Origin of the sequence: Neisseria musculi (genome assembly GCF_014297595.2) — a bacterium.
Taxonomy (GTDB): Bacteria; Pseudomonadota; Gammaproteobacteria; order Burkholderiales; family Neisseriaceae; genus Neisseria; species Neisseria musculi.
On sequence record NZ_CP060414.2, the window covers coordinates 734,419 to 754,237 of the forward strand.

At 53.3% G+C, this 19,819-nt stretch carries 17 protein-coding genes and 2 pseudogenes; 8 read left to right on the plus strand and 11 right to left on the minus strand.

All coding sequences use genetic code 11. From position 1 onward, the window contains the following. Window positions 1–144: 144 nt before the first annotated feature. The 5 genes and pseudogenes from H7A79_RS15290 to H7A79_RS03695 form a co-directional block, all read right to left on the minus strand. Window positions 145–225 (minus strand): annotated as a pseudogene (locus H7A79_RS15290) (hypothetical protein); the annotation flags it as partial. Between the two features lie 114 nt (window positions 226–339). Next, window positions 340–519, minus strand: a complete 180-nt coding sequence (locus H7A79_RS03680; protein WP_135033861.1) for a hypothetical protein — start codon at window positions 517–519, stop codon at window positions 340–342. A gap of 132 nt (window positions 520–651) precedes the next feature. Beyond that, window positions 652–834, minus strand: coding sequence for a hypothetical protein (locus H7A79_RS03685; RefSeq protein WP_187001078.1), 183 nt, complete (start codon window positions 832–834; stop codon window positions 652–654). Between the two features lie 29 nt (window positions 835–863). After that, window positions 864–1,958: a restriction endonuclease subunit S gene (locus H7A79_RS03690; RefSeq protein WP_187001079.1), complete on the minus strand. Its 1,095-nt coding sequence runs from the start codon at window positions 1,956–1,958 to the stop codon at window positions 864–866. Further along, entirely contained in the window at window positions 1,955–3,508 is a 1,554-nt protein-coding gene (locus tag H7A79_RS03695) for a type I restriction-modification system subunit M (protein WP_187001080.1), read from the minus strand. Before H7A79_RS03695 ends, H7A79_RS03690 begins: the two co-directional genes overlap by 4 nt. A 453-nt stretch (window positions 3,509–3,961) precedes the next feature. Here H7A79_RS03695 and H7A79_RS03700 point away from each other — a divergent pair, with 453 nt between their 5' ends. Both H7A79_RS03700 and H7A79_RS03705 read left to right on the plus strand, forming a co-directional pair. After that, complete coding sequence (locus H7A79_RS03700) at window positions 3,962–4,849, plus strand: alpha/beta hydrolase (protein WP_214646409.1); 888 nt, start codon at window positions 3,962–3,964, stop codon at window positions 4,847–4,849. A gap of 76 nt (window positions 4,850–4,925) precedes the next feature. Continuing rightward, window positions 4,926–5,572: pseudogene (locus tag H7A79_RS03705) on the plus strand (IS1595 family transposase). Window positions 5,573–5,574: 2 nt separating this feature from the next. Here the strand turns inward: H7A79_RS03705 and H7A79_RS03710 are convergent. Then, window positions 5,575–5,715, minus strand: coding sequence for a hypothetical protein (locus H7A79_RS03710; protein WP_187001081.1), 141 nt, complete (start codon window positions 5,713–5,715; stop codon window positions 5,575–5,577). 102 nt (window positions 5,716–5,817) lie between these two features. On the opposite strand from H7A79_RS03710, the gene H7A79_RS03715 reads away from it, so the two are divergent. The 3 genes from H7A79_RS03715 (at window position 5,818) to H7A79_RS03725 (ending at window position 7,728) form a co-directional block, all read left to right on the plus strand. Next, window positions 5,818–6,030, plus strand: coding sequence for a hypothetical protein (locus tag H7A79_RS03715; protein ID WP_187001082.1), 213 nt, complete (start codon window positions 5,818–5,820; stop codon window positions 6,028–6,030). 708 nt (window positions 6,031–6,738) lie between these two features. Then, complete coding sequence (locus tag H7A79_RS03720; protein ID WP_135033866.1) at window positions 6,739–7,083, plus strand: Arm DNA-binding domain-containing protein; 345 nt, start codon at window positions 6,739–6,741, stop codon at window positions 7,081–7,083. 210 nt (window positions 7,084–7,293) lie between these two features. Beyond that, window positions 7,294–7,728, plus strand: a complete 435-nt coding sequence (locus H7A79_RS03725) for a transposase (RefSeq protein WP_187001083.1) — start codon at window positions 7,294–7,296, stop codon at window positions 7,726–7,728. Between the two features lie 108 nt (window positions 7,729–7,836). Here H7A79_RS03725 and purL read toward each other — a convergent pair whose 3' ends face one another. After that, window positions 7,837–11,739 (minus strand): phosphoribosylformylglycinamidine synthase, encoded by a 3,903-nt coding sequence (gene purL / locus H7A79_RS03730; protein WP_187001084.1) that lies wholly within the window; start codon window positions 11,737–11,739, stop codon window positions 7,837–7,839. 176 nt (window positions 11,740–11,915) lie between these two features. On the opposite strand from purL, the gene H7A79_RS03735 reads away from it, so the two are divergent. Both H7A79_RS03735 and H7A79_RS03740 read left to right on the plus strand, forming a co-directional pair. Continuing rightward, entirely contained in the window at window positions 11,916–12,254 is a 339-nt protein-coding gene (locus tag H7A79_RS03735) for a P-II family nitrogen regulator (RefSeq protein ID WP_135033891.1), read from the plus strand. Window positions 12,255–12,333: 79 nt separating this feature from the next. Then, a complete protein-coding gene (locus tag H7A79_RS03740; protein ID WP_187001085.1) occupies window positions 12,334–12,729 on the plus strand; it encodes a hypothetical protein in 396 nt (131 codons plus the stop codon). Window positions 12,730–13,205: 476 nt separating this feature from the next. Here the strand turns inward: H7A79_RS03740 and hemA are convergent, their stop codons facing one another. The 3 genes from hemA to H7A79_RS03755 form a co-directional block, all read right to left on the minus strand. After that, window positions 13,206–14,465 (minus strand): glutamyl-tRNA reductase, encoded by a 1,260-nt coding sequence (gene hemA, locus H7A79_RS03745; protein WP_187001086.1) that lies wholly within the window; start codon window positions 14,463–14,465, stop codon window positions 13,206–13,208. An 836-nt stretch (window positions 14,466–15,301) separates the two neighbouring features. Then, window positions 15,302–15,517, minus strand: a complete 216-nt coding sequence (locus tag H7A79_RS03750) for a methionine-binding protein (RefSeq protein WP_135033871.1) — start codon at window positions 15,515–15,517, stop codon at window positions 15,302–15,304. Continuing rightward, entirely contained in the window at window positions 15,514–16,479 is a 966-nt protein-coding gene (locus H7A79_RS03755; protein ID WP_187001087.1) for a class I SAM-dependent methyltransferase, read from the minus strand. The genes H7A79_RS03750 and H7A79_RS03755 overlap by 4 nt, the downstream gene beginning before the upstream one ends. A 157-nt stretch (window positions 16,480–16,636) precedes the next feature. On the opposite strand from H7A79_RS03755, the gene H7A79_RS03760 reads away from it, so the two are divergent. Beyond that, window positions 16,637–18,148: a surface lipoprotein assembly modifier gene (locus H7A79_RS03760; RefSeq protein ID WP_187001088.1), complete on the plus strand. Its 1,512-nt coding sequence runs from the start codon at window positions 16,637–16,639 to the stop codon at window positions 18,146–18,148. Between the two features lie 370 nt (window positions 18,149–18,518). Here the strand turns inward: H7A79_RS03760 and H7A79_RS03765 are convergent, their stop codons facing one another. Beyond that, window positions 18,519–19,730, minus strand: a complete 1,212-nt coding sequence (locus tag H7A79_RS03765) for a D-alanyl-D-alanine carboxypeptidase family protein (protein WP_187001616.1) — start codon at window positions 19,728–19,730, stop codon at window positions 18,519–18,521. Between the last annotated feature and the right edge of the window lie 89 nt (window positions 19,731–19,819).

Consider the following 19,819-nt stretch of genomic DNA (forward strand, 5'->3'; position numbering starts at 1 on the left):
ATATAAAAATTCCGCCACCATCCGCGATAAGGCTTCATGTTAGCAGCGGCTTTCTACTATATCGACCATTAAATCGTCCAAGCCGCTGTCGTATTGGATGTCCACACCTTGTATTTCCAGAAAAGTCAGCATCACAGCCAAAGCCGTGCGCTTGTTTCCGTCTATAAAAGCATGCCCTAATTTCAAATATATTATCGATTTGCTTGTAATGAATCTGCTGCTCAATCCGCCCCAGCACGCCTTCCAACCGTTCCAAGTGAACGCCGCCGCGCCCGATGCCGGTTTGCCGTAAAATCTCATCATGAACGGCGATAACAAATTCTTGAGTAATCGCGTGATTCATTTGTCAGCCAACTTGCGTAATTCGGCTTGATGGGCGGCAATAACCCGTTTGGCGCTGTGCAATACCAAACGCTTGGTGGCTTCGTTATTCTGTAGCTGCATCGGCACCACTTTGGCCTGTTCGTTTTGATAACTCCGGCTATTGGGCGGAATATCCGCCAATCGTTTTTTATTCATTGTTGAAACTCCTAAATATTGCGGTTTCAGGCTGCCTGAAATCCTGATTTTTGTGATGATGTATAACGGCTCAAACGGTAGCCGGTTTGTTCCCGCTGTGCACCCGAGCCGGTTACCGCCATTTTGTTGACCTCAACAAACATGGTCTTCGGGTAGGCTTCCTGATTTTTTACAAGCTGTTATGGCGCGGTCAATGGCCTTGGAAAAATTACGCCATTCGCTGTATTCCAGAATATCCTGCAATGTCCGTGCCGACCAAAATTCGACACCGTGTTCATCGTGTTGTTTGGCTTGTTCGAAAAGATTGTGGCTCATGATTTTCTCCGCAACGGATATAAAAGCTTTCAGGCCGTCTGAAAAGCCGCGCGCACTTCGCCGCTGATCAGTTTGGGCAATAAGGTATCGCGCAGAGTTTCCAGGGTTTGGATTTGTTGGGAATTAACAATACGTTTATCAAGCAATGGCTTCATAGTTTGGCTCATTGTGGCTAATGTTTCAGATGAAGGGATTTTGACCATTGCTTCGTCCAAATCTTTGCGTTTGATATGCCCCATGGTTGTAGCATGACTTTGTGCTACTGAAATAAACTCCGCCAAATGAAATTTACACCATTCGTAATAAAACCATTTTGGATAATCTTTTGATTTCACATTGAATAAATGCTGGTTCAATACACATTTTTGCCCAGACCAAATTTTTACCATTAGTGATGCCGACCAAGCAAAAATAATATCCCCATTTTCAACAATATATTCAGATTTAACTGTTTCCGTTGCCCAATCCGAACTATCGCTAATACCTGAAGTCAATTCTTTAATTTTTAAAACGGGTAAACCTCGCTCTCCGATTTGAACGGGAAATTTTTGACAAGCCAAACCATTGGTAAAAGTTGCAATACTGCTTAATGGCTTTTCCTCCCAATCTTCCCGTGCTTCTTCCACAAACCATTGGCGGAACAGGGTTTCTGCCATTTGTTCCAAGGTGTGGTTTTGGCGGTGCAGCAGGTCGATTTTATCGTCTAGTGCGGATAAAACATCGGCAATCGCTTTTTGTTCGGGAAGAGGAGGGGGGCTAATAATTAATTCATGAATGTAATTTCTATTTAAAGTGGGGACGGCACTTCCTGTATTAAATCCTGAGAAATCTAATGTTTTTAATAAATAAAATGCAAATTTTTCATCATTTCCAAAAAAATTTTTGACATACAAAACGGTATTATGAGCCCAAAATTTTGTTGAATAGTATTTGGGCGTTCCAATATTGCCACTTCTACCTATGGTAATACCTTTTCCATCACAGGTTGCTTCATTATGGTAACCAATTACACCATTTGAGCCTGCGACTGGAATACTTCCTGCTTGCATTTGACTTTTGGGTAAATCATGCCCACGTTGAAAATATATAAACTCTCCTAATTTCTTTTCTCTCCACCCACTCATTCCGTCACCTCATTTAAACGAATTTTTGCCAACTGTTCGGCAATCTGTGCGTTTAAACGGGTTTCTTCTGCCAGTTGTTCGTTTAGCTCATTTTGCAAAGCGGCAAAGCGTTCGGCAAAGTTAAATTCGTCCTCTTCTTCAGGCAGCCCTACATAACGCCCCGGGGTGAGCACATAGTCCAATTCGGCGATTTTGCCGCGCGGCACGCTGGCGCAAAAACCGGCGATGTCTTGGTATGCGCCGTCTTTATTCCGCCAGTTGTGGTAGGTGCCGCTGATTTTGGCGATGTCGTCGTCGGTAAGGATTTTGTTTTTGCGGTTAATCAGTTGCCCCATGTTGCGCACGTCAATAAACAGCACTTCTTCGCTGCGGTCGCGGTAGCGGCGGGTGTCGGCGCGGTCTTTGCGCATAAACCATAAGGCGGCGGGAATTTGGGTGTTTAAAAACAGTTTGGCAGGCAGGTTGACGATGCAGTCGATCACGTTGGCATCGTCAACCAAGGCTTTGCGGATGCCGCCTTCGCCGCCGGTTTTGCTGGTGAGTGCGCCTTTGGCAAGCACCACACCCGCCTGCCCCTGCGGGGCGAGATGGTGCAGAAAGTGTTGCAGCCAGGCGAAGTTGGCATTGCCTGCGGGCGGAGTGCCGTAACGCCAGCGCGCATCACCGGCGAGTTTTTCGTTCCACCAATCCGAAACGTTAAACGGCGGATTGGCGAGGATAAAATCGGCTTTCAAATCTTGGTGGGCATCGTTGAGAAACGATCCTTCGCTGTTCCAATACACATGCTCGGCATTGATGCCGCGGATGGCGAGGTTCATTTTGCACAGCCGCCATGTGGTTTGGTTGCTTTCCTGGCCGTAAATGGAAATGTTGTCGATGCGCCCTTGATGGGCTTCGATAAAGGCTTCCGACTGCACAAACATGCCGCCCGAACCGCAGCAGGGATCGAACACGCGCCCTTGGTATGGCTCGATCATGTTGACCAGCAGTTTGACGATGGATTTGGGCGTGTAGAACTGCCCGCCCTGTTTGCCTTCGGCCAGGGCGAATTCGCCTAAAAAGTATTCGAACACATGCCCCAAAATATCGGCGGAGCGGTCGGCGGTGTGGTCGAGGTCGATTTTGTGGACTTCGTCAATCAATTCACCCAATTTGGTCGGGTCGAGATTCTGGCGGGCATACACTTTGGGTAACACGCCTTTGAGCTGGGTGTTGTCGTGCTCGATGTTTTCCATGGCTTGGTCCACCAATACGCCGATATTGCTCTGTTTGGCATTGCCGACCAGTTGCTGCCAGCGGGCGTTTTCGGGCACAAAGAAAATATTGTCGGCCAGATATTCGTCGCGGTCTTCGGGGTCAGCGTATTCTTCTTGTTGTAATTGCCGGTATTTGGTCTCGAAGCTGTCGGAGATGTATTTCAGAAAAATCAGGCCGAGCACGATATGTTTGTATTCGGCGGCGTCAATATTGTTTCGCAGTTTGTTGGCGGCTGCCCAGAGAACGGTTTCAATGGCTTGGGGCGCGGCGGTTTTGGTTTGGGTTCTGGCCATAACGGGTACTTTCCGGTTTGTTTAAGCGGGCCATTATAAATCGGTTCGGCTTCTTTTTATCGGCAACGGGAAGTTAAATGCGCTGCGTTGGCGGGGCGGTTTTCATTAACGGCTTTTATCAGGCTGTTAAATACCTGTCTGAAACTTTCAGACAGGCATTCTGTTTTGTTTGGCCGTCTGAAAATTTGCACGGGCATTTCCGAATCATGCAGCCGATTATTGAATTTTTTTCACAGCGTTATGCGGGTTTTTCCTACTAAATCAGGCAGGAAAGTCGGGGCTATAATGGTTGCGTGTTTTCAGACGGCCTTCGGTAATTTTTTTAAGCCGTTGTCGGATAAAGGATGTTTTATGAGATTTTATGCGGTTTTGTCTGCCCTTGTGTTGGCGTTGGTGGCTTGCGCCGCGCCGGATGTGCCGCATTTGGCGGTGCGGGAGTAGGGCAGTTTTACCGTGGGCGGGCGTTACGTTACCGCGCCGGGCACGTTCAAGCAGGAAAACTTTCTGGCGCCCGATGGCCAGCGCGCTTACGGCGATTTTGCTTATGTGTTCTACCAAACGCCGGTCAATGCCAAGCGCCTGCCGCTGGTGTTCCAGCACGGCGGGGCGCAGTCCAAACGCACTTGGGAAAGCACGGCAGACGAGCGCGATGGTTTCCAAAATCTGTTTCTGCGCAAGGACTACAGCGTGTATCTGCTCGACCAGCCGCGCAGCGGCGAAGCGAATCTTTCCATCCGGGCGGTCGCCCCCGATACGCCGTGGGTCAGCAATCCGATGTATCACGATAAAACGTTTTATATCCTCTCACGCATCGGGCATTTTGATGCAGACGGCCGCCCTGTTGCCAACGCGCAGTTTCCCGCAGGCGATGCCGCTTATCAGGCATTCCAGCAAAGCTGGTCGGTGGGTTCGGGGCCGCTGGACAATGATTTGAACGCCGATGTGCTGGCGCAGTTGGCCGATAAAACCGGCGGCGCGGTACTGGTAACGCATTCGATGGGCGGCAACATTGGCTGGCGCGCGGCGATGCGCTTGAACAAGGTGAAAGCCATTGGGGCATGGGAGCCGGGCGGCACGCCGTTTGTGTTCCCCGAGAACGAGATGCCGCAGATTGTGCAGGCGAGTTTCCCCGCTTTGAGCGCCACCGCTATCGGCGTGCCGCTTGAAGATTTCCAAAAACTCACCCGCATCCCTATCGTGCTGTATTACGGCGACCACATCAAATTGGGTTCGGATAATGTGGGCGAAGACAAATGGGGCACCGAGCTGGCGATGGCCAAACAGTTTGTGGCCGCCGTCAACCGCCACGGCGGCGATGCCGAGCTGGTGCACCTGCCCTAAATCGGCATCACCGGCAATTCGCATTTTTTAAGGGGCTGACGTAGATTAGCAGTCATGACAAGCTGCTAAAACGAAGATAACAAACTGTAAATTAAGCAAAAAATCACAGAAGACACTACTCGGATATTTTGTGCCGGAAGTTACCGCCCGTTCGGCTGCCGATGTCTTGGGTATCCGGCCCAACACCGCCATACTCTTTTACCGCAAAATCCGCCTCGTCATCAGCCGTCATTCGGCCTTGGAGGCCGATCAGGTTTTTGAAGGTTCCGTAAAGTCAGATGAGAGCTGCTCCGGCGGTAAGCGCAAAGGAAAATGCGGCACAGGAGCCGCAGGCAAAGTGGTGGTTTTCGGTATCCTCAAACATGGCGGCAAGGTTTATACCGTGGTCGTGGATAACGCCAAAAAAGAGAGTTTGTTGCCTGTTATTGCGAAGAAAATCATGCCGGGCAGTGTGGTGTATACCGAAAGTTTAAGCAGCGATGATGTCCCGGATGTCGGCGGTTTTCACCACCATAGGATTAACCACGGCAAGACATTTGCCTAGAGGCAAAACCACATCAGCGGCATTGGGAATTTTTGGAATCAGGCCAAGCGTGTGCTGCGCAAATACAACGGAATCGACTGAAAGTCTTTTCCCCTATTCTTGAAAGAATGCGGGTTTCGTTTTAACTTTGGCACACCAACTAGCAGTTGAAAATCTTGCGGGATTGGTGTGGTATTTAGGGCTAAGCTACTTCAGCCCCTTTTTTAATGGGTGAGAAAACAATGCCCGATTGGCCGATTTGATGGCCGATTGGTTGAAGGGAAAAGGCCTGGATCAATAAAAAAAACCGGCCTGCCATCCACATCACCAAAGAAAAATCCATGCAACCGCGCCTTGTCTTCATGAAAAGCATGATGGTTTCTGCTGCGCTACTGGCTAGCAGTGCATACGCCGCGCCGTTTGCAGTGCGCACACTGTTGGCGACTTGCTGGCTGCACCGGCATTTGCACCCTTTGCCGTGCGCTTGCTGCCGTGGGACGGTAGAGCCGCCGATCAGGCCTTGCCCGTGTCGCAGATCGGGCGGCTGACGCCGTACCACAGCGCGGTGAATACAGCCGACATACTCGATGCGCTCAACGATTTGCAGCAGCGCGCAGCGCAGGGCCAAACCGTGTTTTACGAGCTATATTCCCCGTAGGAGCGTGCCGCCGATCCGGCCAAAGCGCATACCGGGTTGTTTTTCTACCCCGGCAAACCCGGCGCACCTTTTACGTTGATTGCGCCCGGCGGCGGTTTTCAGTACGTGGGCCACGCTGCACGAAGGGCTGCCGCTGGCACGGCGCATCGCGCAGGCGGGTTATCCCGCTTTTGTCATCAAATACCGCGCCGGACAAGGGTGGCGTGTCAATAGGCATGTAAAACTGGACCAGGGAATTGGGGAATGTGCATCTAAAAGTGCACCACCCCGATGATTGATAAACTCTCCGCTTTTGCGGAGTTTTCCTGGGAATGATTAACATAGAAACTATTATCAAGGTTCAATGTCTGTTTCATCAAGGCGTACCCATCCGAAAAATCGCCAAACAGTCCAACATCAACATTTGCCGCTGCTCAAACGCAAACCCGGTACATTGAGAAACGACGAACCGTTCAAACAACGGATAGTGCACGACGTTAGCACCATCAAAAGAAAACAGCATGATTTGCGGGCTGTTTTTTTTATGTCTATTGCCATCTAACCCCATAAACCAAGATGCAAGCATGGCGGGGTTTTCAGGCTGATTACCGATGTTTTCAGACGGCTTTAATTGTCTAACCTCGTGTAATCCTGTCTAATTGAATAAACCAAAAATTTACAGTATCTTTTACGATATCTGAAAAATACCGCTAAAAAAGTACCGTAAAAATGCCGTTAAACGACTGCCAAATCAAGGATGCTAAGCCCGCCGAGAAGCCCTATAAGCTGGCAGACGGGCGTAGCCTTTATTTGCTTGTCAAACCCAATGACGGCAAATACTGGCGGCTTGATTATGCGATAGACCGCAAGAGAAAAACGCTTGCAATCGGCGTTTATCCTACTATCAGCCTAGCTAAAGTCCGAGAAGCCGCCGAAAATGCCCGCCGCATGATAGCAGCAGGCCAAGCCCTCCAGTGCAGCCAAGCAATAGGCCAAACATTGGCTGCGGCTATAGACATTCAGGCAGCTTCGAAAGGATTCAGGGTGAGGTACTTCAATGTATTGATTGGATGAGCCATTTAGAGAAAGACCGTGACAGTTTGGAAGACAAAATGGCAGGGCAACTGAGCTGGTATGATCTTCTAATATTGGATGAACCGGGCTGTTTGCCATTCGGCCTAAGCCGAACAAAACAAGCGGCAAACAGCCCCCGGCTATCTTCAAGGCCATATACATAAAACGATTGAGAATCTGACAAGCCAAATACAAGAGGTAAAGGCAGATTTGCAGGCGTTCTATTCATCAAACCCGCGATACAGCGAAAACCGCCAACGCCTGAAAACCATAACGGGCATAGGCGAAAACACCGCCGCCGTTTTGCTCTCGACCATAACATCACGCTTTGATACCGCTGCCCAACTGGCCGCCTATTTCGGTTTGGGTCCAAAACGGCATCAGCCGGGAACAAGCGTAAACGGCAAAGAACGGATTTCAAAGGTAGGCAAGTCCGACTTAAGGGCAGCCCTATACATGCCCGCATCGGCCGCCTACCGCATGAACGCCTTTCCCGCCTTTATCGGCCGTCTGAAAGCCGGGAAAAAACCGCCGAAACTCATCTATTGTTGCAATTATGCGAAAGCTGGTAACCATCGCTTTCTACATTTTGAAAAACCAAACGGAATACGACAAAACCCGTTACGGATTAACAATATAAATTAACAATACCAAACAGAAAAATGCCCTGCAAAAGCAGGGCATGGCTTGGTTGGAATATACCAATGGCATTGATGCCTCAATAAACTATTTTTTGCAGTTAAGCCGGGCACATTAGCCTAATGCTTTGCGTGCGCCGGCAAACAGGCGGTACCAGCCGGAAAGTTCGCTGTTTGCCCATGACTCGGGGTGCCAGCTCATTTGCGCGGTGCGGTACACGCGCTCGGGGTGCGGCATCATAATGGTGATGCGGCCATCGGTGCTGCTCACGCCGGCGATGCCTTGCGGCGAGCCGTTGGGGTTGAGCGGATAGGTTTGGGTGATTTCGCCCAAACCATCGATATATTGCAGCGCGATGTCGAGGCCGTCTGAAACGACGGAGCTACCCAAGTGGCTGAAGTCGGCGCGGCCTTCGCCGTGGCTCACCACCACGGGCAGGGTCGAGCCTTGCATTTCGGCCAAAATCAGCGAGGGCGATTTTGGCACCCGAACCATGCTCAAACGCGCCTCAAACTGTTCGCTTGCATTACGCTTGAATTTCGGCCAGCCTTGTGTGCCGGGAATGATTTCGGCCAGATTGCTGACCATCTGGCAGCCGTTGCACACGCCCAAAGTGAGGGTGTCGGGGTCGGCAAAGAAGGCGGCAAACTGTTCGCGCAGCCCGGGGTGGAACAGAATCGATTTCGCCCAGCCTTCGCCCGCGCCCAGCACATCGCCGTAGCTGAAGCCGCCGCAGGCGGCGAGCATGTTGAAGTCGGCCAGTTTGACGCGGCCGGCCATCAGGTCGGACATATGCACGTCATACGCATCGAATCCGGCGCGGGTGAAGGCGGCGGCCATTTCCATCTGGCCGTTTACGCCCTGTTCGCGCAATACAGCGATTTTGGGTTTGGCACCCGAGTTGATAAACGGCGCGGCGAGGTCTTCTTTCAGGTCGAATTTCAGGTCGGCAAACAGCGCGCTGCGTTGGTTGTCGGCAAGCAGGGCGAATTCGCTGTCGGCGCATTCTGGGTTGTCGCGCAGGCGTTGGATTTGGTGGGAGGTTTGCTGCCAGGCTTGCTGCAGTTTCAGACGGCTTTCGTTAAATACCGTTTCGTTATTCAAACGGATGCTGAGGCCGTCTGAACCGAATGCGGGTTGGCCGATTAAGCCTGCTGCCAAGCCTGATTTTTCAAGCAGATCGGCAATGTGTTGCGCATCGGCTGTGCGGATTTGCAATACGGCGCCCAGCTCTTCGTTAAAGAGTGCAGGGATAACGGTGCTTTGTGGGTTTTCACCGCTAAGCAGCCCGTCCAGTCGGATATCTAAGCCGCAACGCGCCGCAAACGCCATTTCCGCCAGTGCGGCAAACAGGCCGCCATCACTGCGGTCGTGGTAGGCCAAGAGTTTGTTTTCGGCCACCAATTGCTGAATTACTTCATAAAACGCTTTCAGACGGCCGGTTTCGATATCGGGTGCTTCGCCGCCCAAGCGGTTATACACCTGGCTTAAAGCCGAGCCGCCCATGCGTGTCTTGCCAAAACCCAAATCAACCAGCAGCAACACGCTGTCTTCCATGTTTTTCAATTCGGGGGTAACGGTTTTGCGCACGTCCTGCACCGGTGCGAATCCGGTGATAATCAGGCTGAGCGGTGAAACCACGGCTTTTTGTTCGCCGTTTTCCTGCCACACGGTTTTCATGGAAAGTGAATCTTTGCCCACCGGAATGCTGATGCCCAATTCTTGGCAGGCTTGCGACACGGCTTCAACGGTGCGGTAGAGTTTTTCGTCTTCGCCCGCGTTACCGCAGGCGGCCATCCAGTTGGCCGAGAGCTTGATGTTGCCGATGCCGCCGATATTTACGGCGGCCAGGTTGGTGAGGGTTTCACCGATGGCCATGCGGCCAGAAGCAGGCGCGTCAAACAGCGCCACGGCGGGTTTCTCGCCCATTGCCATGGCTTCGCCTTTGTGGGTGTTGAAGCCCATCATGGTAACCGCAGCATCGGCCACGGGGGTTTGGTAACGGCCGACCATTTGGTCGCGGTGGGTCAGGCCGCCGACCGAGCGGTCGCCGATGGTAATCAAAAAGTTTTTGGCGGCCACAGTGGGCAGGCTCAATATGCGGTAGGCGGCTTCTTTCAAATCGATGCCCGATGTGTCGAACGGTTTTTCAGACGGCTTCACGGTGTGGTCGCTGCGGGTGGTTTTCGGCGGCTTGCCGAGCAACACGTTTAGCGGCAGATCAACCGGATAGTTGCCGTATAAATCATCGTGCACCTGCAAACGGCCGTCATTCGTGGCAGTGCCGACCACGGCAAACGGGCAGCGTTCGCGCTCGCAGATTCGGCGGAATAAATCGAGGTGTTCGGGCAGAATCGAGAGCACATAACGCTCCTGCGCTTCGTTGCACCAAATCTGCATCGGGCTTAAGCCGTGTTCTTCCAGCGGCACATCGCGCAGTTTGAACACCGCGCCGCGGCCGGCATCGTTCACCAGCTCGGGGAAAGCGTTTGAGAGGCCGCCCGCGCCCACATCGTGAATGGCGATAATCGGGTTGCCGCTGCCAAGCTGCCAGCAGCGGTCAATCACTTCCTGCGCACGCCGTTCGATTTCGGGGTTGCCGCGCTGCACGGAATTGAAGTCCAAATCGGCGGCATTGCTGCCGGTGTCCATCGAAGAAGCCGCGCCGCCCCCGAGCCCGATCAACATGCCCGGCCCGCCGAGCTGGATTAAGAGCGCGCCTTCGGGAATGCGGTCTTTATAGGTTTGCTGCGCCTGAATATTGCCCAGGCCGCCGGCAATCATAATCGGCTTGTGGTAGCCGCGCACCCGGCCTTCGTGCGCCTGCTCGAAAGTACGGAAATAGCCCAACAGGTTGGGGCGGCCGAATTCGTTGTTGAATGCCGCCCCGCCGATGGGGCCTTCGATCATGATGTCGAGCGCGGAAGCGGTGTGGCCGGGTTTGCCGTAGGGCTGCTCCCACGGCTGCAGCGCATCGGGCAGGTTGAGGTTGGACACTGAAAAGCCGGTTAAACCTGCTTTCGGGCGCGCGCCTTTGCCGGTGGCGCCCTCATCGCGGATTTCTCCGCCGGAACCGGTTGCCGCGCCCGCAAACGGAGCGATGGCGGTGGGATGGTTGTGGGTTTCCACTTTCATGATGATGTGGGTGTCTTCCTCATGAAAGCGGTAGCCTTGGTTTTTGGCGGCATCGGGGTAGAAACGCTCGATTTTCGCGCCTTCGATGATGGAGGCGTTGTCTTTATAAGCCACCACCGTGCCTTCAGGGTGGGCGTTGTGGGTGTCGCGTATCATGTCAAACAGCGATTTCGGCTGTTTTTCGCCGTTTAAGATAAAGTCGGCATTGAAGATTTTATGGCGGCAATGTTCGCTGTTGGCCTGTGCGAACATCATCAGCTCTACATCGCTGGGGTTGCGCTGCAAAGCCTGATAGTTTTCCAAAAGATAGTCGATTTCGTCCGGTGAGAGCGCCAGCCCCAGCCCGCTGTTGGCGCAGATTAAAGCTGTTTTTCCTTCGGCAAGAATGTTTATGCTGCCGAAGGTTTGCGCTTCGGGGTGGGCGAAGAGCCGGTCGGCCGTCTGAAAATCAGGCAGTACGCTTTCGGTCATGCGGTCGTGCAGCAGCGCCGCCCATTGTTGCCGTTGTTCGTGGTCCAGGCTGCCCTCGAGCCAAAAGGCCGTGCCGCGCTCGATGCGCTCGATTTCAGAGAGACCGCAGTTGTGTGCGATGTCGGTGGCTTTGGAAGCCCACGGCGAAATGGTACCGATGCGCGGGACGATTAAAAACAAATGCAGGCCGTTTGCCGCTTCGGGTGTGTGTTCGACACGTTCGGCGGCCAAAAGAGCCTGCAGTTTTTCTAAGGATTCATTATCCAAGGCGGCTCCGCTGCCCACGAAATACCAAAATTCGCTGCTCAAACGCACCTCGGGCAGGCCGACGGCACGTGCTTTCTGCAACAGTTTTTCAACACGGAAATCAGACAGGGCGGGTGCGCCGCGCAGGGGCAAAACAACGGACATAACGAGGCTCTCGGATAGCGGTTGGAAAGTCGTAATTGTACGCGAAAGCAGGGTGGGCTGCTCGGGTATTTCCGTTTCAGATGGCCTATTAAAAAGCTGCACGGGCTGATTGAAGAATATCGGTGTTTATGCTAAAAACAGGCCGTCTGAAAACCTTTGAAAGCAAGCGGGTAGCCATGAAAAAAATTGAAGCCGTTATCAAGCCGTTCAAACTCGACGACGTGCGCGAAGCCCTTACTGAAATCGGCATCACCGGCATGACCGTAACCGAAGTGAAGGGTTTCGGCCGCCAGAAAGGCCACACTGAAATCTACCGTGGTGCCGAGTATGCGGTGGACTTTCTGCCCAAAGTGAAGCTGGAATTGGTGTTGGCCGATGCCGATGTGGAGCGTGCGGTCGAAACCATTGTAGAAACCGCGCGCTCGGGCAAAATCGGCGATGGCAAGATTTTTGTGCTGCCGGTGGAAGAGGCCATCCGAATCCGCACGGGCGAGCGTTCGGATGCGGCGGTTTGACTGCGGTTTGCCGACAACCCGGGTAACTATACCCGAAAGGGATGGATTACATTTCAAAAGTAAGGTAAAAAATTAAATTTTGTTAATTTTTATATCGTTGTGGAAAATCTGTTCGATTTTTGCTTTGGCACTGTCGGCATTGATGATAATCGGCTGTGAGACTTTAACTTTGGATGCGGATCATGCCTTGTTGGGTAAAACCAATCCCAATGCACAACCTTTAGTGCCGCAGGATTATGCGGTCGAAGTGGAAGTGAATGAAAGAGTTGCACGGCAGGCAACTGCGGTAGGCATCGAGAAACTGGTTGGCCAAAACCTGCAAACGGCTTTGCACAAGGCCGATATTTTTACCCCGAACGGCAGGGGATATTACAAGATTCGGGCGAAAATCGTGCAGGCAAGCCAATCTGCCTTCAGTGTTGGGGGATTCCTCGGGAAAATGGAAATCGAATATCGTAACCAATCAAGATTCTGATCCGGTTTTTGTTAAGAAAATCTATAACGAAGGGGAAAGCGGCAAGAATTACTTTACGGGTGCCAAGAGACATATCCGCTCCCGCATCGTTACGGTTGCCGGCAATGTAAACCAATTCGTTCAGGAATTTAATGACATGGTGCAGGCGGATCAAAAAACACCTGAAAAAACGCCTGAAGAAAATAATTAAGAAGTAAAAGCCGTATCGGTAAAACCGGGATATATTCTGATTTATCGCGAAAATATAGTAATCCGATTCAAGGCCGTCTGAAAGGCTGTTTTCAGACGGCCTGAAGTTTTAGGCCTGTTGTAATGATGGGCGGAGATTTGCAGAAACACCCCGTAAGGCCGTCTGAAAAGCCAGATGCCGTTATTTCCGCCTGGGCAAAATAACGGCACTCGTTTTTGGTTTTTTTGGTGGGGGATGCTGTGGCTCTTGTAAAAGTTTCGGATAGTGCGCCGGCAAAACGGCAGGGCTAACCGTTGCCGGGATGTTCCAAATCGTAAATCTGTGCCACGGCATCGACCAGGTTTTGATTTTGCGTGCCGGCTTTGTTTAAGGTGCGGGTGGGCGAGTGCAGCAGTTTGTTGGTGAGCTGCACCGACAAACGCTCCAGCACTTCCTCGGGCGTGCTGCCTTTGGCAAGCTGTTTCATGGCGTTTTCGAGCACTTGGCGGCGGGCACGTTCCCCTTCATCGCGCAGGGCGCGGATCAGCGGCACGCTTTGGCGGCTGCGCTGCCATTCGACAAATTCGGCCACTTTCTGCTCGACCATCATTTCGGCTTCGGCTGCGGCTTTTTGGCGCGCCTGCCGGCCGGTTTGGACGATATTGGCAATATCGTCAACGCTGTAGAGATAAACATCGTTTAAATCTTCTACTTCGGCTTCGATGTCGCGCGGCACGGCCAAATCAAGCATAAACACAGGCATATGGTGGCGTTGTTTGAGCGCGCGTTCCACCATGCCTTTGCCGACAATGGGAAGCTGGCTGGCGGTGGAAGACACCACAACATCGTATTCGTGCAGGATTTCGGGCAGTTCGGCCAGCAGGCGTGGTTCGGCATTGACGCCCAGTTTTTCGCATAATTCCTGCGCACGGGGCAGGGTTCGGTTGGCCACGGTAATCAGGCGCGGGGTTTTGGCGGCAAAGTAGGTGGCGACCAGTTCGATCATTTCGCCCGCGCCGATAAACAAAACGTTTAAGTCGCCCACCGATGGAAAAATCTGTTCGGTCATCTTAACCGATGCGGCAGCCATCGAAACCGAGTTTTCGCCCACCGCCGTGCCGGTGCGAACTTCTTTGGCAACGGCAAAGGTTTTTTGAAACAGGGCGTTGAGCCAGGTGTCCATTGTTTGCTGCTCTTGCGCCACCCGCACGGCATCTTTGATTTGTCCGAGAATCTGCGGCTCGCCCAACACCATGGAATCTAAGCCGCAGGCCACGCGGAAAGCGTGGCGTATGGTGTCGCTGCAGCCGAGGGTGTAGAGATAGGGGCGGATTTCTTCGATATCGAGACGGTGGTAATCGGCCAGCCAGCGGATAATGTGTTCGGCATCGCCTACGCAGTAAAGCTCGGTGCGGTTGCAGGTGGAAAGAATCACTGCTTCTTTCACGGCCGGGCCGGCGGCCAGCGCACGCAGGGCATCGGGCAGGCCGGCAGCGGCAAAGGCCAGCTTTTCGCGTATGCTCAGGGGAGCGGTTTGGTGGTTGAGGCCGACGGCGGTGAGTTGCATTGTGATTCAGGGAAGGGGTAAGAAAATGGCAGCGCGCTATTATAGCTGAAGTTGCGATTGAAAAAAATGTTGGAGCGATAGCAGCACTTGATGGCTGCGGGCGGCATGAAAGGCCGTCTGAAAAGGCCTTTTAAAAGGTTGGGGCGGGGTGTTCGTATGCTGGGGTTGTTTGCCGCTTTTCATGCCGGGTAGTTTTGTTTTTTGCTGAATAACTGTTGCGCTATTTCCGGGCGCTCTCAAAAACAACGTGGCTTCGCCGTGCTTTCCGGCATTCTTGCCAATCCTCAAAAGCCTTAAAACGGGTTTTGAGACAAAAATAAAAAGTGTGGTTGGCTACAGTTTTTGCCGTTGCCGGAAAGCTCGAGTGCGGTTTAACGGCGTTGTCTGCGCAGCGGTAACTGCTGTTTTACCGGCCTGCCCGAAAGTTTTGAAGGCCGTCTGAAAAGGCACAAACTTTTTTCAGACGGCCTGAGGCCTTTGCAAAAATATCCTCAATGCCGTAAGCCTCTCCGCTCCCGCACAGGCGGGAATCCGGCCTTAAAACCATCAATTATTTTATTTCGATAGCTGACAAAAAACGAACGGTTTCCCGCCTGCGCGGGAATGACGGTAGTGGAATCTTTCAGGCGGCCAGAATGAGTTTTGCAAAGGTCCCGGCCTATTTGGGTTTTGAAAGGCCGTTTGCGGCCTGCCCGAAAGTTTTGGCGGCCGTCTGAAAGGGCAAAAGCTTTTTCAGACGGCCTGTGCGGGCTTGAAAAGCCTTTTGGGAAAATCTTTTGTCTGTAAGCTGTTGTTATAAAAAGTGTGATAAAACCCTGCCCGTATGTTTTCCTGCTTCAATAGCGGCGGTAGCGCGGATAGGCGGGCATCACGGGTTGGGCTTCCTGATAAATCACCGTGCTGCCGGGCGGGGCGTTGATGGTGATGTTTTTATTGACGGTGGTTTGGCTGTGCAGCGGCAAATCGAATGCCGCCGCGCGCCCGTATGGGGTTTCGGCGTAGAAACAGCCGCCAAGAGGCAGCGCGAGCAGGATAAGGAGTGTGGTTTTCATGATGGCGTTTTTTCAGACGGCCGGTGGCGGATTTCCCAACACTGGTGGATTTTTTTGTTACGGAAGTCTTCGGGAACGGATTGTTTGGAAATGTCTTTTACCAGATAGCGCTCTGTTGTGCTGCCGCTTAATGTGAAGCTGCGCAGGTTGTTTGAAAAATACATCAGGCCGTCTGAAGCGAGCAGTTTCATGGCATCATCGATCAGTTGGGGGTGGTCGCGCTGGATATCGAGGGTGGCGGGCATTTTTTTGCTGTTGGAAAAGCTGGGCGGATCCATCACGATCAAATCGAATGTTTTGCCTTCTGCGCGGGCGGTTTTGAGGTATTGGAACACATCGGCGCGCACGATGCGGTGCTGCCGGGCATCGATGCTGTTGAGCTCGAAATTGCGTTTGGCCCAATCGAGATAGGTGTTCGACAAATCCACGGTTTCGCTGTATGCGGCACCGCCGGTGGCGGCATAAACGCTGAAGCTGCCGGTATAGGCAAACAGATTGAGAAAGCGTTTGCCTCCGGCGGTTTCGCCCACTTTTCTGCGGGTGTTGCGGTGGTCGAGAAACAGGCCGGTATCGAGATATTTGTCGAGATTCACCCAAAACCGCCGGCCGTTTTCACTGATGATGAAGCCGCCGCCTTCTCTGCCGGTTTTTTGGTATTGCTGCAAGCCTTTTTGGCGTTCGCGGCGTTTGAAGTGAATGTGTGCGGGTGCAAAGCCGGTTACAAACGCAACGGCATCGAACACGCCGGCAAGCCAGGCTTCGTATGCTTCGGGCTGCATCAGCCGGCCGGTGTCGTATTCCTGCAAATGGATTTGGTCGCCGTAAATATCAACGGCAAAGGGAAACTGCGGAATATCGCGGTCATACATACGCCACGCTTCGATGCCGTTGCGCCGTGCCCATTTCAGATAATGTTTGATGTTTTTGCCCAAGCGGTTGGCAAAGGAAGTGGTGTCGGTCATAAGTTCGGTATGTTTTCAGACGGCCTTGAGGCGGCAAACGGGCTTATTTTACCGTAAAAGCGCGTGTATGGCCGCTCGGGCGGCGGTGCTGGTTTTGCGGATACTTTGTGTTAAAATCGTTCAGATTTTGTAAGTGAACTTTAATGACGATAGTTTGATGAAAAAAGTTTTATGTTTTTTGGCTCTGGCCGGCGCATTGGCACACGCCCGCGCCGATGCGCCCAAGCCTGCTGCCGCGCCGCCGCTGCCGCAACCCAAACCCGAGCCGGAACTGACCATCCACGCCGCAGAGCCGTCTGAACGCACGGCTGAGCCGGATGTGCCCGATGCGCAAAGCAGCGGGGGCAGGGTGTTGGAAGTGGATGAAACCGTGTTGCTGGCCGATACGGAATTACTGTCGCGGGCAATGTATTCCGCCGTGGTAACCATGAATGTTGCCGGCATCAAAGTGTTGCTGCCGATTTATGAAAAATGGCCGCAGCACGATAAAGAGTCGGCTATGTTCGGCCGTGCGCTGGTGCTGCAACACGAGGGGCGGGCGGCCGAAGCGGTGAAACTCTACCGCATTCTGATTGCGGCGCAGCCCGATTCGCCCGTTATCCGTCTCCAGCTTGCGCAGGCGCTGTTTGAAGACCAGCAGAACGAAGCCGCTGCCGATCAGTTTGACCGCCTGAAAACCGAGCAGTTGCCCGAAGCAGTGGTGCAGCGTATCGAGGCTTACCGCGAGGCGTTGCGCAAACGCGATTCGTGGCAGCTTTATGCGGGGGTAAACATTGCCCGCGAGCAGAATATCAACCAAGCGCCGCGGCAGCAGCGTTTGGGCAGACAGCTTGAAGGCGAGGAATGCAGGCAATACCGCCAAAGAATCAACGAGCCGGAAAACGACTGCTTTATCGGCTGGCGTTTCAACCCGCCCATCGATGCCGCCGGCCTCACCTATCAGGCAGGGGCGGAAAAGAAGCAGTCGCTGAAAAACGGCTTTTATGCCAAAGCGGGTGCGGATGTGTGGGGCAAGGTTTACCGCTCTTATTCGCAATATAATGATGCCACCGCGCGGCTTTCGGCAGGCTTGGGGCGTGCCGGCCAGCGCAACGATGCGGGTGCCGCCGTGTTTCACGAACGCCGCTTCTACGGCAACGATGCCTACAGCTACACCAACGGCGTGCGCCTTTATTGGAACCGCTGGTGGCGGCCGAACCTGCAAAGCCTCGCTGCTTTGGAAACCGGCGGTCTGAACAACCAGCAGCGGCAGAATGCCGACATCCAACACCGCTTGGCCAGCGCTTCGCTGGTGTTCCACCGCAACGCGCGGCAATATTGGCTGTTGGGGCAGGATTTCTACCGCGAACGCAACCGCGACGACCGCTCCGATGATTTCAACCGCTTCGGCCTGCGCGCCGTGTGGGGGCAGGAATGGAAAGGCGGCCTGTCGAGCCGTGTGCAGGTGGGCGCGGCCAAGCGTATTTATTACACACCGAGCCTGTTCAGCCGTCAGGAAAACCGCCGCGATAAAGAGTGGAATGCTTCGGTGAGCCTGTGGCACCGCGCTGTTCATTTTGCCGGTATCACTCCGCGCATTACGTTCGGCCACAACGGCATTTCGAGCAACGATGTATATTACGGCTACCGCAAAAACCGTTTGTTTGTCGAGATGGGTAAAACGTTTTAAAGGGAAATTCGCCTGAACCAGGCCGGGGCTTTGCAAAAATACCTTCAGGCCGTCTGAAAAGACCCGCTATGCTTTTGCCTGAAAGCCCGTTTGGAAATGGCTGAGGGTTGCTGAGAATGCCCGAAAGCACGGTGGAGCTGCATGGTTTTTGAGTATAGGCAAAATCACGCAGCCATCGTTTCCGGCAAAAAAACCAACAGCCGTGCGGCATGGCGGGTGTAAACACGGCCTTTTCGATATTTTAAATACCGTCATGCGCATAAGGGCAGTAAACCTTCTGCGGTGTTTTGGGGTTTGGCCGAAGCATCAGGCCGTCTGAAAGTGGTTTTCAGACGGCCTGTGTGTATTTTTGCAAGCGTGTTCGGAATCTTTATTCATCGGAAAACAGGCTCTTAAACCACAACACGATGCTGTCGTAGGCGCGGCCGAACCAGCCCGCTTCATCAACCGCGTTGAGCGCCACCACATTTTTTTCGGCCAAAATGGTGCTGCCGTTCATGATTCTGAGTTTGCCCAGCACTTGGCCTTTTTGAATCGGCGCAAGCACCGGCTGCACGGTTTCGAGCACGGGTTTGATGTTTTGGCCTTCGCCGTGGGGAATGGTAACGTAGGCGGCATTTAAAAAGCCCACGCCCACGGCATTGGCGCTGCCTTTGTACACCTTAACCTGAGAAATGGTTTGGTTGGCATCGTAGAGTTTGGGCGTGTCGTAAGACTGCAAAACCCAATTGAGCAGTTTGCTGCTTTCAGATGCGCGCGCTTCGGTGCTCTCTGTGCCCACCACTACCGAAACCACGCGGCGGCCGTTGCGCTTGCTGGAGGCCACCAGGTTGTAGCCTGCGCTGCTGGTGTGGCCGGTTTTGAGACCGTCGATGCTGGAGTCGCGGTAGAGCAGCAGGTTGCGGTTGGGTTGTTCGATATTGTTGTATTTAAACGATTTCATTGAATAAATCGGATAATACTTGGGAAAGTCGCGGATAATCGCGCCGGCCAGAACGGCCAAGTCGTTTACGGTGGTTAAGTGGCCGTCGCCGGGCAGGCCGGTGCTGTTGGTGTAGTGGGTGTGGGTCATGCCCAGGCGTTTGGCTTCGGCATCCATCATGGCGGCAAAGCCTTCTTCGCTGCCGCCGATGGCTTCGGCCAGCGTGATGGCGGCATCGTTGCCCGACTGCACAATCAGGCCTTTAATCAAATCGCTGACGCTGGCGGGCTTTTTCGGGTCGAGAAACATACGCGAGCCTTCGGCGCGCCAGCCTTGAGATGACACGGTAAGCATCTGGTCGGGTTTCAGGGTGCCGTTGTCGAGCGCTTTGAAGGTGAGGTAGGCGGTCATCAGCTTGGTGAGCGAGGCAGGCTCCACTTGGGTGTTGATGTTTTTGCCCGCGAGTATTTGGCCGCTTTGCAGGTCTTTCACCAAATAGGCGGAAGCGGCGATTTCGGGCGCGGCCACGGCTGAGACGGCAGGCAGCGCGGCTGCGGCGGTTATGTGTGCAGAAGCTTCGGCGGAGGCGGCTTGGGGTGCGGCGGCGGCCTGGCCGGCAATCAAGGCGGCGGCCGACAGGCCGAGTAGGGTTTTCTTCATCATTTGCAATGGTTTCTTCACGATAAAAAAGGAATTCAGTAGTGAAAAATGAAGCCGTCTGCCAGTTTCAGACGGCCTCAGTGGGATTG

What these genes read in the sequence shown, in the direction of transcription:
- H7A79_RS03680 (WP_135033861.1), bottom strand. Translation starts at nt 519, where the DNA reads ATGAATAAAAAACGATTGGCGGATATTCCGCCCAATAGCCGGAGTTAT.
- H7A79_RS03685 (WP_187001078.1), bottom strand. Translation starts at nt 834, where the DNA reads ATGAGCCACAATCTTTTCGAACAAGCCAAACAACACGATGAACACGGT.
- H7A79_RS03690 (WP_187001079.1), bottom strand. Translation starts at nt 1,958, where the DNA reads ATGAGTGGGTGGAGAGAAAAGAAATTAGGAGAGTTTATATATTTTCAA.
- H7A79_RS03695 (WP_187001080.1), bottom strand. Translation starts at nt 3,508, where the DNA reads ATGGCCAGAACCCAAACCAAAACCGCCGCGCCCCAAGCCATTGAAACC.
- H7A79_RS03710 (WP_187001081.1), bottom strand. Translation starts at nt 5,715, where the DNA reads ATGGATTTTTCTTTGGTGATGTGGATGGCAGGCCGGTTTTTTTTATTG.
- H7A79_RS03720 (WP_135033866.1), top strand. Translation starts at nt 6,739, where the DNA reads ATGCCGTTAAACGACTGCCAAATCAAGGATGCTAAGCCCGCCGAGAAG.
- purL (WP_187001084.1), bottom strand. Translation starts at nt 11,739, where the DNA reads ATGTCCGTTGTTTTGCCCCTGCGCGGCGCACCCGCCCTGTCTGATTTC.
- H7A79_RS03735 (WP_135033891.1), top strand. Translation starts at nt 11,916, where the DNA reads ATGAAAAAAATTGAAGCCGTTATCAAGCCGTTCAAACTCGACGACGTG.
- hemA (WP_187001086.1), bottom strand. Translation starts at nt 14,465, where the DNA reads ATGCAACTCACCGCCGTCGGCCTCAACCACCAAACCGCTCCCCTGAGC.
- H7A79_RS03750 (WP_135033871.1), bottom strand. Translation starts at nt 15,517, where the DNA reads ATGAAAACCACACTCCTTATCCTGCTCGCGCTGCCTCTTGGCGGCTGT.
- H7A79_RS03755 (WP_187001087.1), bottom strand. Translation starts at nt 16,479, where the DNA reads ATGACCGACACCACTTCCTTTGCCAACCGCTTGGGCAAAAACATCAAA.
- H7A79_RS03760 (WP_187001088.1), top strand. Translation starts at nt 16,637, where the DNA reads ATGAAAAAAGTTTTATGTTTTTTGGCTCTGGCCGGCGCATTGGCACAC.
- H7A79_RS03765 (WP_187001616.1), bottom strand. Translation starts at nt 19,730, where the DNA reads ATGAAGAAAACCCTACTCGGCCTGTCGGCCGCCGCCTTGATTGCCGGC.